The sequence below is a fragment of the Dyadobacter arcticus genome, assembly GCF_011762185.1.
Classification (GTDB): Bacteria; Bacteroidota; Bacteroidia; order Cytophagales; family Spirosomataceae; genus Dyadobacter; species Dyadobacter arcticus.
The window spans coordinates 1,201,747-1,214,364 of the sequence record NZ_JAASQJ010000002.1 but is presented as its reverse complement, the minus strand read 5'-3'; the positions used below and the strand labels follow the sequence as shown (position 1 = coordinate 1,214,364).

The 12,618-nt window shown below is 42.8% G+C and carries 14 protein-coding genes; 5 read left to right on the top strand and 9 right to left on the bottom strand.

Translation table 11 applies throughout. The features are described from left to right. Positions 1–45: 45 nt before the first annotated feature. Entirely contained in the window at positions 46–648 is a 603-nt protein-coding gene (locus tag FHS68_RS12945; RefSeq protein ID WP_167270607.1) for a DUF6962 family protein, read from the top strand. 102 nt (positions 649–750) lie between these two features. Next, positions 751–1,248 (top strand): azurin, encoded by a 498-nt coding sequence (gene azu / locus FHS68_RS12940; protein WP_167270605.1) that lies wholly within the window; start codon positions 751–753, stop codon positions 1,246–1,248. Between the two features lie 66 nt (positions 1,249–1,314). On the opposite strand, the gene FHS68_RS12935 is transcribed toward azu, so the two are convergent. Further along, positions 1,315–1,857 carry a TlpA family protein disulfide reductase gene (locus tag FHS68_RS12935; RefSeq protein WP_167270603.1) on the bottom strand — a complete coding sequence of 181 codons (543 nt, stop codon included), beginning with the start codon at positions 1,855–1,857 and terminating at the stop codon, positions 1,315–1,317. 198 nt (positions 1,858–2,055) lie between these two features. Here FHS68_RS12935 and FHS68_RS12930 point away from each other — a divergent pair, with 198 nt between their 5' ends. Then, positions 2,056–3,399, top strand: coding sequence for a tetratricopeptide repeat protein (locus FHS68_RS12930; protein WP_229211876.1), 1,344 nt, complete (start codon positions 2,056–2,058; stop codon positions 3,397–3,399). 135 nt (positions 3,400–3,534) lie between these two features. Here FHS68_RS12930 and FHS68_RS12925 read toward each other — a convergent pair whose 3' ends face one another. The 3 genes from FHS68_RS12925 to FHS68_RS12915 are packed head-to-tail and all read right to left on the bottom strand — an operon-like array spanning position 3,535 to position 5,175. Beyond that, entirely contained in the window at positions 3,535–4,245 is a 711-nt protein-coding gene (locus FHS68_RS12925) for a superoxide dismutase (RefSeq protein WP_310588549.1), read from the bottom strand. 22 nt (positions 4,246–4,267) lie between these two features. Beyond that, positions 4,268–4,882, bottom strand: a complete 615-nt coding sequence (gene recR, locus FHS68_RS12920) for a recombination mediator RecR (RefSeq protein ID WP_167270602.1) — start codon at positions 4,880–4,882, stop codon at positions 4,268–4,270. Positions 4,883–4,899: 17 nt separating this feature from the next. Then, complete coding sequence (locus FHS68_RS12915; protein ID WP_167270600.1) at positions 4,900–5,175, bottom strand: ATP-dependent Clp protease adaptor ClpS; 276 nt, start codon at positions 5,173–5,175, stop codon at positions 4,900–4,902. Positions 5,176–5,283: 108 nt separating this feature from the next. Here FHS68_RS12915 and FHS68_RS12910 point away from each other — a divergent pair, with 108 nt between their 5' ends. Beyond that, positions 5,284–6,759 (top strand): sodium:solute symporter, encoded by a 1,476-nt coding sequence (locus FHS68_RS12910; RefSeq protein WP_167270598.1) that lies wholly within the window; start codon positions 5,284–5,286, stop codon positions 6,757–6,759. Between the two features lie 178 nt (positions 6,760–6,937). Then, the gene (locus FHS68_RS12905; protein ID WP_167270596.1) at positions 6,938–7,516 is read left to right on the top strand and encodes a hypothetical protein; all 579 of its coding nucleotides are present in this window, start codon (positions 6,938–6,940) and stop codon (positions 7,514–7,516) included. 51 nt (positions 7,517–7,567) lie between these two features. On the opposite strand, the gene FHS68_RS12900 is transcribed toward FHS68_RS12905, so the two are convergent. The 5 genes from FHS68_RS12900 to rfbA are packed head-to-tail and all read right to left on the bottom strand — an operon-like array spanning position 7,568 to position 12,529. Next, complete coding sequence (locus FHS68_RS12900) at positions 7,568–7,900, bottom strand: MGMT family protein (protein WP_167270594.1); 333 nt, start codon at positions 7,898–7,900, stop codon at positions 7,568–7,570. Further along, the gene (locus tag FHS68_RS12895; RefSeq protein ID WP_167270592.1) at positions 7,884–8,477 is read right to left on the bottom strand and encodes a DUF3109 family protein; all 594 of its coding nucleotides are present in this window, start codon (positions 8,475–8,477) and stop codon (positions 7,884–7,886) included. Before FHS68_RS12895 ends, FHS68_RS12900 begins: the two co-directional genes overlap by 17 nt. Positions 8,478–8,488: 11 nt before the next feature. Continuing rightward, positions 8,489–10,945, bottom strand: a complete 2,457-nt coding sequence (locus FHS68_RS12890) for a LysM peptidoglycan-binding domain-containing protein (RefSeq protein ID WP_167270590.1) — start codon at positions 10,943–10,945, stop codon at positions 8,489–8,491. 34 nt (positions 10,946–10,979) lie between these two features. After that, positions 10,980–11,624, bottom strand: a complete 645-nt coding sequence (locus tag FHS68_RS12885; RefSeq protein ID WP_167270588.1) for an O-methyltransferase — start codon at positions 11,622–11,624, stop codon at positions 10,980–10,982. Between the two features lie 38 nt (positions 11,625–11,662). Further along, a complete protein-coding gene (rfbA, locus tag FHS68_RS12880; RefSeq protein ID WP_167270586.1) occupies positions 11,663–12,529 on the bottom strand; it encodes a glucose-1-phosphate thymidylyltransferase RfbA in 867 nt (288 codons plus the stop codon). Between the last annotated feature and the right edge of the window lie 89 nt (positions 12,530–12,618).

Sequence of the window (12,618 nt, the reverse complement as noted above, 5' to 3'; positions counted from 1 at the left end):
ACCCAGATTTTGTAAATTGCTTTTTTGACAATTTGACGTGTATTTATGGATATACTTCGCAATCCACACATATTTTCTAACCTCGTTTTAAGTTTCACCAGTTTATTCATTTTTTTCAGATATTTTAATCAGCAAACTGCGATTAACCGGTGGCTTTGGGGTATTTTTTTGTTCAGTATTTCATTGGTTGCAATTACCGATTTACTCTTGTACGCAGGTGTGGAAAGTCTGGAAGGTGTACATGAAATCGTGATTGCTGGTGAGATGACGCTGGGTGCCCTTTGCCTCGTTTCCGCTTCATGGTGTCTGATCATGCGTTATGACGGAGGTAGCTTTCTGCTATCTTCCACGGTAGCGATAGGACTGTTGTTATTTTACTGCATTACCTGGTTTCGCGTGGAATACGTTGGCCTCATTATCAAGTCCTTGTGTATTCTTGTTACGCTTCTGATCTCTTGTGTAGGTTTGGCCAGTAAACAGAAAAGCGCGCTGTGGGTGGTTTTCTCAATGATGTTACTGGCTTTATCGACCAAATCGGGAAACCTGCCCATCCCCATGGATCCCGTAGATATTAATCATTATATGATGGCCCTGGCGGTTGTTTGCGTTGGACGTGCGGTGAGGGATCAGTACAAGATTCTGTTCTGATACTTAGTTTCAAACAATTGTTAATGGATTATTTTTTTATAATACCGTATCGTAAATTGCAGAGGTTAATATTAAATAAACAAATTTATTAATACTCAGAATATGAAAAGGACCAAGTATGGCGTATTACTTCTTGCCTCAGTTTTGGCTTTTGGAGCTGGTACAATGAACCCGGTTGCTGCTGAATTATCTCCTGCCGGCTCCGTGGTAAGCGATGTAAAGCAAGCTAAGACCATCGTTATAAAAGGAAGCGATGCAATGCAATTCGACTTAAAAGAAATAAAAGTAAAAGCTGGTCAAAAGGTTAAGTTGACATTGACGCACTCAGGCAAACTGGCAAAGGCTGCAATGGGACATAATTGGGTTTTATTGAAACCAGGTGTCGATGTTGCTGCTTTTGGATCCAAAGCAGCAGCTGCAAGAGAAACTGAGTATATCCCTAAATCAGAAGAAGCGAGCATTCTCGCTCATACCAAGCTTGTAGGTGGCGGAGAAAGCGACACAATTGAATTTACAGCTCCGGCAAAAGGAACTTACACATTCATTTGCAGCTTTCCTGGCCATTATGCCTTGATGAAGGGTAGCTTTATCGTAGAATAAAGTATTTGCAATAAAAGTGAAAATGGCGTCAGGCTTAGCTTGATGCCATTTTTTTTACAGCGAAAATCAAATTTCTGCAAGCTGCTTTTCTATCAAATCGATGATTTCGGGCCGGTCCCACTGGGAAGCACCTATTTCTTGAGCCAGAATTTTACCCTTGTAAATGATATAAGTTCTTGGAATTGCATTTCCATTCAAGGCAGGCGGATAATTTCCTGCAAACTGAAAAAAAGGCAAATCATACCCTTTTCTTTCTATAAAAGGATTTACAATTTCGGCATCTTCATCTGAAATAATGTAAAAGGCCACTTTTTCGTGCGCTTTGTATTTATCATAAAGCTTCTGAATTCCAGGCATCTCTATATTGCAAGGCCCACACCAGGTAGCCCAGACATTTATAAAAATCAGCTTTTCCTGATCCATTGCCACCTGTTTGCCTTCAAGATCGTTTAATGAAGAAATGTATACAGAAGATTCCTTCTCTCGCGTAGAATCCGTTTCAACAGCATTGAGTACTTCCGGCACAGGCTTTAAAAAGGCATAATAAACAGCCGCTAATCCTACTAAGAACAAGATAATCAGCAGTATTTTCTTTGAAACCGAATTCATTATGACGTGAGTTATGTGGGAAATCAGGTGAGTTTTTGGATAGGGAAAGTCGTAAAAGTAACCATTATCTGATTAAAGATTTTTATAATGGGTTTTCAAAAAATAGCGCTTTTCTTTTATTGATGCTAATTCGGAATTTGAATACTTTTATAGATTAATTGTCAAAAAATAACTGATTTGAGGAAAAGGTTTACATTCATGAAAATTCTATTTTTCTGCATTACTTCGATCATTGCGCTTACACTATCTTTCCACACCTTTGCTCAACGTTCAGCAGCGGATTTTTTCGAAGAAGGAAATACAAAAGCCGGTACTGGTGATTTCAACGGTGCTATGCAGGCCTACACTACAGTTATTTCCATGAATCCTGATCACGCGCCGAGCTATTTCAACCGGGGCCTTGCCAAAGCAAATCTGAAAGATCACCGCGGTGCTGTTCTTGATTATGATAAAGCCATAGAGTTGAACGCCCGGGAGGCAATATATTATCAAAGTCGTGGTGTGAGTAAAAGTTTGCAGGAAGATTTTAGGTCTGCAATTGAAGATTATTCAAAAGCAATTGAATTAAGTCCCGATGATCCAAAGGCTTATTATAACCGTGGTGTTAGTTATGCCAAATTGAAAAACCACCGTAATGCACTGACGGACCTGGATCACGCACTTACTCTTAACCCCGATGAGCTTGCAGCACTTTACGCCCGAGGAAATTGTAAGCAGGATTTGCAGGAGTATGCCGGTAGCCTCGCGGATTTTACACGCGTGATTGAGCTAAGTCCAAAGAGAACAGGCGCTTACGCTGGACGCGGATTGGCTAAGCTGGAATTGGGAGATTATCAGGGAGCCGCGACGGACTTTACCAGGGCTATCGAACTAAGCCCAAATGATAGTGAATTTTACAATAACAGAGGATTTGCAAAAAATAGGGTAGAGGATTACACCGGCGCAATCATCGATTTTGATAAAACAATTCAGCTAAATCCAGACAATTTTCGCGCTTATTATGGCAGGGGCTTTTCAAAAGGTAAGCTTAATGATCCCAGGGGTGCGATTGCAGATCTCTCAAAGTCCATTGAATTAAAGAATAGCTATGTGGGAGATCCAAAGAAAATCACTTATTCAGGGAAGTTAAACAGGGAAAAACTGGATGAACTTCGGGGAGAGGTTCAGGAGCATATAAAAATCGAAACCTTAACCAATGAGCGTGCTGAGGCTTACTTTATCAGAGGTGTAAGCAAATCCAAAGTGGGGGAAATGAAAGGCGCTATCCAGGATTTGACCACTGCAGTTGAGTTAAACCCAACATATTCCAGTGCCTATTTCGCACGCGCCATGGTCAGATCATCAAGCGGTGATCAGATGGGCGCAGTGCTGGATTTTACCAGTTCAATCAAACTTCGCTCAGATTACCCCGAAGCCTATTATCTGCGAGGTTTACTTAAAAACAGCCTGGGAGAAGTAGATGACGGCTGTTTGGATCTCAGCAAAGCTGGCGAGCTTGGCTACCAGCAGGCGTACAAGGTGATCAGCAGTTATTGTAACTAGGGATTATGGAGGAAAGGGAGGAGGGAATATAGGGAGGAAAGGGAGGAGGGAATATAAGGAAGAAAGGGAGGAGGGAGGAAAGGGAGAATGATTAACCTTCCTCCCTTTCCTCCCTTTCCTCCCTCTTCACCTTAACTAAGCCTTTTTCATATTCTCAGCCACTTTTTCCCAGTTCACGACGTCCCAAAATGCTTTGATATAATCTGGTCTTTTGTTTTGGTAATGCAGATAGTAGGCATGTTCCCATACGTCGAGTCCTAGTATGGGAGTTCCTTTTAGTTCTGAAATGTCCATTAACGGGTTATCTTGATTGGGCGTTGAGCCTACCGCTAATTTTCCATCTTTTGCCACTAGCCAAGCCCAGCCGGAACCGAAACGGGTAGTCGCAGCCTTTGCAAACTCTTCTTTGAATTTATCAAGTGATCCAAACTGACCATTGATCGCGTCAGCTACGGCGCCTGTGGGCGCTGCACTTTTTTTTGGACCCATTACTTCCCAAAAAAACGTGTGGTTCCAGTGACCACCACCGTTATTGCGAATGGCAGCGGGCGCCTTACCGATTGACTTTATGATTTCGTCGAGTGATTTTTTCTCAAACTCAGTACCTTTCACAGCATCGTTGAGGTTTTTGACATAAGTAGCATGGTGTTTTCCATAATGGATTTCCATGGTCATTTTGTCAATGCTCGGCTCCAATGCACCGAAGTCGTAGGGAAGAGGCGCTTGTTTAAAAGGGGCCATCTCGGCATTTATAGCAAAAGACGATCCTGCAAAAGTCTGCTCAGTCAGTGCTTCGACAGCGAATGTGCTGCCTGCTAGTGTCTTTAAAAAATCGGTTCTATTCATAACTCAACTTATATCATGTTAATTAATCGTAAGCCACCCGGCTCACAATACTCCGCCCCAATGTAATTTCATCCGCATATTCCAGGTCGCCCCCGATAGGAACGCCACGGGCGATGGTACTCATTTTTATTCCTGTGGTTCTTAGCTTTTTTTGAAGATAAAAAGCGGTCGTATCTCCCTCCATAGTTGGACTCAATGCCAGAATAACTTCATTGACAGCATCTTCTTCGCCTTTATATTCAACCCTGGCAACCAGCGAATCAATATTCAAATCTGCGGGGCCAATGCCTTCGAGCGGAGAAATTATTCCGCCGAGTACATGATAGAGGCCTTTATATTGATTTGTGGATTCAATGGCCAGAACATCGCGGGTATCAACCACTACGCATATAATCGATTGGTCACGTCTGGGATTTGTGCAAATGTTGCAATGCCTGTCGTCCGCAATGTTATGGCATTTCACACAATAAGTTGTTTTGGTGCGCATATTCACTAATGCTTCTGAAAGAGACCGGGTCTGTTCCTCTTCTCTCTTCAGCAAATGTAATGCCAGACGTAGAGCTGTTTTTTTTCCGATTCCCGGAAGACGGGAAATTTCACTTACCGCCTCCTCAATTAGACGTGAGGGATAATTCATGTGGAAGACAGGTGGGTTTAATGAATCTCGGCAGAGATGCCCCTTCTGCAAATTTCGTTGCGCATGCCAGTTAATTCTTCAAAAGCACCTTCCTTGACCGCGCACTTTCCCTTATAATGTATGATAAGGGTGCATTGTTCTGCCTGCTCATTGGAATGGCCGCAAACTTCGATCAACGTGTCGATCACCCAATCAAAAGTATTGATATCATCATTATAAATAACCAGCTTTTGAATGTCGGTTTCAATCGTTTTATCCAGAATTTCAATTTCCGTTTCCGTGAGCGCTTGCATAACAACCAAATTTCTGTTTGATTAGCAAATCTAATCAAAAACGCAGATTATTAGAAGTTTTAAGAGCCTTTTAATCCACTGCGCGATCCATCCAAATACCCGTTTTTAATGAATCCATACATTTCTCTGGTCATCCTTATTGTCTATTTTGGAATGCTTATTACAGTTTCCGTTTACACATCAAGGGGGGCAGATACCAATACTTTTTTCACCGCAAACCGGCAATCGCCCTGGTACCTTGTCGCCTTTGGAATGATCGGCACGTCATTATCTGGGGTGACTTTTGTGTCAGTTCCTGGTGCCGTTGCCAGCATTCAATTCTCCTATTTCCAGGTTGTTATCGGATACATTCTTGGATATTTTGTGATAGGAACGGTGCTTATGCCCTTATACTATCGGCTCAATCTCATTTCAATCTATTCCTATTTGGAACAACGGTTTGGTTTTTGGTCCTATAAAACGGGCTCGGGGTTTTTCCTGTTGTCACGGACGATAGGGTCCGCTGTCAGATTATATGTAGCTGCGCAGGTTTTGCAGCTAGCCTTATTCAAGCCGCTGGGCATTCCGTTTGAAGTTGCAGTAGCCATTACCATCTTTCTGATCTGGATTTACACATTCAAAGGAGGAGTGAAAACCATTATTGTAACAGATACCCTGCAAACCTTCTTTTTGATCACAGCGGTAATCCTTACCATCATTCTGGTCTCCAATGAACTTAATCTGGACGGTTTCGGAGATATTTGGAATAGGGTGCAAACGAGCGGCTATTCGAAGATATTTTATTGGGATACCAATGATCCAAAAAACTTCTTTAAGCAATTTTTTGCTGGCGTCTTTATTGCGATCGTCATGACGGGCCTCGACCAGGATTTAATGCAGAAAAACCTGACATGCAAAAACATAGGCGAAGCGCAGAAGAATATGTTTTGGTTTACTATCGTGCTAGTCATTGTCAATTTTCTGTTCCTTTCACTGGGTGCATTGCTTTACGTATATGCAGAAGCGCAGGGTATTCCGGTTACGGCGAAAACGGATGAATTTTACCCAATGCTTGCGCTTAACCATCTGGGGCTTGTAGTTGGGATAACATTTCTCTTAGGGATTACAGCAGCTACTTATGCCAGTTCGGATTCAGCGCTAACAGCGCTTACGACGGCTTTTTGTATTGATTTTATGAATATTGAAAAAAGGCCTGAGGAAAAGCGTTCCTCCATTAAATTTTGGGTTCATATCGGCTTTTCTGTTGTCTTTTATCTTGTTATTCTTGCTTTTAACCGATTGAACAGCAAAGAGGTTATTACTGCTGTATTCGACTTGGCCGGATACACTTATGGGCCTCTATTGGGCTTGTTTTCTTTTGGGGCGTTTCTGAAGAGGCCTGTCAAAGATCGCTGGGTGCCACTGGTTTGCATACTTGCCCCTATTTTAACGTATGTGATCAATGATCACTCCGCGGAATGGTTCAATGGATATAAATTTGGTTTTGAAAGGCTTATCATTAACGGACTTATCACTTTTATCGGTCTCTGGCTCCTGCACGATCCCAAGTCAATAGCGTACTCTCCTTACTCCGCAGGCAAATAGAAACTTTTTCCAGATATCAACTTATTGGCCCAATTAGTTACACACTTTCCCGTCATTTTCTTTTATTTGTTCAAAAAAATATTAACTTTATGATAAAGTAGTACCGCCAGGTATGGATGGATGTTTAGCATAAAAGATTGGGTTCAGTTAATAATTTAACAGGCTAAACTTTTGTAAAATGAAAACACTGTCAGTCATTTTGTTAGGACTTATGCTGTGCAGTTCTTGCACAGATGAGGCGAAAAAAGAAGAAAATACGGGGGTTACCAATCTCGAAGATGAAAAAAGAGCAATTACGGCAGTAATTGAAAACGAAACAAAATCATTCTTTGCTAGAGATTACACGGCATGGAAAGCAAATTATGCTCAAACTGATTATGCGTTTCAGGCTTGGAGCAACAACGATGGTACATTCGACTCAAACGTCGGCTGGGAAGATATTAATAAACAAATAGGGAAGTATATCGCGGATAATCCCGAGCCTGAGTCAAGCCACCCGATTGTCGAACGGAAAAACATGAAATTTAAATTTTTTGATAGCAATGTAGCCTATCTGACCTGGGACCAGTTCAACAGCGATAAAAAAGAGAAGAATTTCCATCACAGTAAGGAGGTAAGGTTGATGGAAAAGATCGATGGACAATGGAAAATTGTTTGCGTATCCGCTTTTTGGGATTACAAACACTTGATTCCTGCCAGCAGGCTACCAATGATCCAAAAGATTGCAAACGAAAGCAGGGGCAAAAATAAAATCTGACTTTACCATGATTTAAAGCGAATCCAGGTCATTTGGCCAGGATTCGCTTTTTTAATGTAATTCTTTTTCCGGATCCCAGAAACGTTCCTTCCAATTCTGGATTTTGTCATTTTTGACATTAACACCCTCACTTTCCAATCTCTCCTGCATTGCTGTCGGGGTTCCGAAAAGATGCCTGGCGCTTAAAATTCCCTGGCTATTTACCACCCTGTGTGCCGGAACACCCTGCTTATTATAGCTGTTACCCATTGCCCATCCCACCATTCTCGCGCCTCTTTTCTGACCCAGATAAGCTGCGATTGCACCGTAGGATGTGGCACGTCCCGCCGGTATCTGACGTACTACGTCGTACACATCATTGAAAAAATCATTTTCCTTTTTCATTGATACGGGCTGCCTGGCGGTCGCTTATTTCCTCACTCAACTGATGATACCATTCCGGGCCGTAGGCGCGAATGAGCGGTTCTTTAAGAAATTTATAGACTGGAACGCCTAATTCTTTGCCAAATCCGCAAGCCGGACTGCAGATATCCCAGCGGTCATAGTTCAGGGCATGGTACTGGTCATACTTGGTAACCCTTATGGGATACAAGTGGCAGGAAATCGGTTTCTTGTATTTGATTTTTCCGTCAAGGTAAGCGGCTTCAATGCCGCATTTTAAGATTCCTTTCTGATCATAAATGGCATAAGCACATTCTCTGTTGTTAATCACAGGCGTTACATAGTCGCCTTCCCAATCTTTGGTATATGTTCCTTCCTTTGCTATGACAGCTTTGCCTTCCTCGGAAAGATAAGGCGCGACCATCGGATAAATCTCATCCAGAATTTCAAGTTCATTTTCATCCAGCGGGGCACCCGAATCGCCTTCCACGCAGCAAGCCCCTTTACATTTGTCCAGGTTACAGACAAAAAACTGGTCTTCAATATCGTCGCTAATACAAGTGTGGTCGATGAGGATCATACATTAGCTACCTATTGTTGAGGTATTTTTAATTTCTGTCCCGCCATCACACTGTTTCCGGACATGTTGTTTAATTTTTTTATTTCTTCGATATCAATATGATAAGTTTGCGCGATACGGAACAGCGTTTCACCTGCAGCGACGGTGTGCGTCTGACCGCTCGCCTTATTTCCCGGTGAAATTTCTGTATCAGTTTTTCTTACCCGCAATCGCTGTCCCGATTTTAAACGGTCCGACTCGTCGAGATTATTCATGTCCAATAGTTCCTTGATTGTCAACCCATAAGCTTTTGAAACGCTGTAATAGGTTTGCCCTCCCTGGACTACATGAAATTCATTACCTAAACTGGCGGTTTGCCTGGTATCCTCTTTAATTTCCTCAGGAGTTTTGAATGTCGCAACGGCTTCGGTACGTGTCACTTCTATTTTTTCTGGGATAGGTTTTGATTCAGGCTCTTCTGCCTTTTCCGCTACTTGTTTTCCGCTTTTGCTTACAATTAGCTTTTCGCCTGAAATCAGTTTGTTTCTACTCGATCGGTGGTTTAAATCCAGTAACTCAGACAATGACATCTTATATTTTTCAGCAATTCCAAAATAGGTATCACCCGGAGCAACGGTATGGAAAGCTGCCTTTTCAGAAGTGATATTGTTAGAAGCCAATTCCTTCTCTTTCGTAGCCTTTGCATCCGCAGCTGCTCTTTGACGGGCATATACCGAAGTTGTTGGGGCCGTAGTTCTGCTATCGTTCGGTGTAATCACCTTTGAAGGTGTATTCCCCTTATTAACAGGCCTTTCCTCTTCTACAGATTTAAAGGAAACATCCGTATTATCCTGCGTGATGATTACGACCCTGTCATCAGATTCGGTTTTTTTGACAGGCGCTTTTGTAACAGCGCCCGTCGCTTTGGGCACGTTGTTAGCGGGTGTTGCGACATTTGGACTTGCAGGCTCCACACTTGAAACAGTTGTTTCAGGTGTCTTAGAAGGGGTGCTGCTATCTGTTTTTTCAACGAGTACCGGTGTATATTTTTTCCGGCCTGAGGGCTTGTCAGGAATGTTGTTTGCTGATGCAGGTGTCGAAATCGCTTTTTCCGGAACCACGGCAATGATAGAGTCCCTTACTGCTGACTTTGGCTGCGGCGGCGTAATGATTTCAATGGGTTGTTTCCTAGGCCGTTTCTTCGTCAGGAAGATAACCTGGCCTGTCTGAATCGGGTAATTGCGACTGGTAGTACGGTTAAATTTCAGGAGACTGACCAATTTAAGCCCGTATTGCTGAGAAACGCTATGCCAGGTATCGCCTGGTCTTGCAGTGTGAAATGGTGTCGCCGCTTTCTTATTTTTTCGCGCTAAATAATAAACGTTGCCTGGAATAAGCGGCATTTCGGCCAGCATATCATTATAGCGCATAAATTTTGGCATTCTCAAACCGCCTGCTTTGGCAAGCGTTTTAGGTTTGTAGCCAGCTTCGGCCTCAATCCCAGGTAAGCCGTTAATCTCATACAGTTGTGGCGCCCCGGGAGTCTTGGATTGAGAAGCAGATTTTTTAAGAACTGGATAACCCGAATCTTCATAAACAGATGCCACAACAGCCTGTTTCGGAGGTAGTGACAACTTTTCACGCACTGACGCAACCTGACTTAGTGGAACGGGCAATGTTACCAGATATTCCCGATCATTTGGTATCTCATCATCATTAAGCCACTTGTTATAACTTTTCAAATCTGCTGAAGCGATTCCGAGGGAACTTGCTATCTCATCAAGACTTTTTCCCTTTCCAAAATCTGATTCCATCAGAATATAGGATGTAGGTGTTTTGTAACGGTCCAGACCTGCCTCTAATGCAATTTTATGCGCAAAGAAACGCAGCATATAACGATCCGTTTTGGAAGTGAGCGTCACTTCCCGCGCATATGCCCAACTCGCAGGAACTACTTTCTTAACACCACCTGCTCCCTGATAGTAAGAGTATAGCGTCGTTACCCAATTATTGAATTGCTGATTATTTTTCTTGAGATACCAGGCCGCTGCATGTGTTGACGAACTGATATTTTTACGTTCATCCACATCATCATCCACACGGAGATTCAACCCACGGGCCGTTTCAGGCTTAAATTGCCAATATCCGACTGCATTGGAAGTTGAAACTACATCGGGCCGGAACGAGCTTTCCTGAACCGCCAGATATTTAAAATCGATAGGTACCTCTTCGTCCATGAGGATACCTTCGACGATTGGGAAATGCAGAAGTGCCCGGTCCATTTTTTCCTCCCAAAACTTCTTATTGGACATCAGGCTTTTTACATCCTCTTCAATAAGATTTTGCGCAGTCCTGTCAAATTTAACGGTGATACCGCCAAAGGAAACACTGGCAGGAATTTCCGGTACGGCTTGGGCGTTCAGGTCATTCCTACCTAGGAAAACTAAAATCCAGATTAGTGTGATGCAGTCAATGAGATTTCTGGCCATAAATTGTGGATGCTTGGCTAACTGAATTGAATAGCTAAATTTTTTGAAGTAACATTAACCCGTCCCGAATTGGTATAAGTACATTGGAAACCCGGTTGTCTTCATGAACCATCTGATTGAAATCTAATAACGCCTGAGTGTCTTTATCTATTCTGATATCGGTCTGCTGGATCACTTTTCCGCTCCACAGGACATTATCTGCGATAAGAAAACCTCCTGCCCTTACCTTTTCAAGACAAAGGTTAAAATAAGAAGAATAATTGATTTTATCCGCGTCAATAAAGACCAGATCAAAAGTGTTGGTAAGGGTAGGTATAATGTCTAAGGCATTTCCAATCCGATAGTCAATCGACTCTGCATATGGACTATTGCTGAAAAATTTTCGGGTAAAGATTTCCAGTTCTTCGTTAACATCTATGGTAATCAATTTCCCCCCGTCTCTAAGCCCTTCGCAAAGACATATGGCCGAATAGCCGGTGTAAGTGCCGATTTCCAGAATCGTTTCCGGCCGGATCATTTTAGAAATCATGGATAGAAACCTGCCCTGAAGATGGCCGGATAACATACGGGGATTGAGAATGTTGGCATGTGTCTCCCGGCTCAAAGACTTCAGCAACTCACTCTCATTTTCCGTATGCAATACAGCATACTCCTCTATTTCCTCTGCCAAAAACTTCATCTAAATGCGATATAGACCAATGCGATGTTATTTATCCATTATAAATTGGCCACCAAACGTTCGAGGTAAGTTCCGTAGCCACTCTTTACCAATGGTTTGGCAATTTCACGTAATTGTTCTGCATTAATAAAGCTCATACGATATGCGATCTCCTCAATACAGCCAACTTTTAAACCCTGCCTTTCTTCGATCACCTGAACAAACTGTCCAGCCTGCATGAGCGATTGGAAAGTGCCCGTATCGAGCCATGCTGTTCCTCTGTTTAATACACCCACTTTCAACTTGCCGCGTTCAAGGTAAACCCTGTTTACATCCGTAATTTCAAGTTCCCCACGGGGAGAGGGTGGGATGGTTTTAGCTATATTAACTACTTCGTTATCATAAAAATAAAGACCCGGAACCGCATAATTGGACTTTGGGATTTCCGGCTTTTCTTCGATGGAAAGTACATTATTTGCTTTATCGAACTCGACGACACCGTATCTCTCAGGGTCGTGTACCTGATAGGCGAAGATTACCCCACCGTCCGGATTGTTATTGGATTGTAAAAGCTGTGACAAACCGGATCCATAAAAGATGTTATCGCCCAGGATCAATGCCACTTTATCATTTCCAATAAAATCTTCCCCAATAATAAAGGCTTGCGCCAAACCATCCGGACTTGGCTGAACAGCGTAACTGAACTCGCATCCCAAACGACTTCCATCGCCTAGTAATTTTTCAAAGTGAGGAAGATCGTGTGGTGTGGAAATGATCAGTATCTCACGAATTCCTGCCAGCATTAAAATGGATAAGGGGTAATATATCATTGGTTTATCGTAAACAGGCATTAATTGCTTACTTACTGCCAACGTCAATGGATGCAACCGTGTTCCGGAGCCTCCGGCTAAAATAATTCCTTTCATGATGTTAATTTCAAATGAATGTAAAGCCGACTATCTGTCCGAGACTGCGCGTCCCGGACTGCGCGTCCCGGACTTCGCGTCCCGGACTA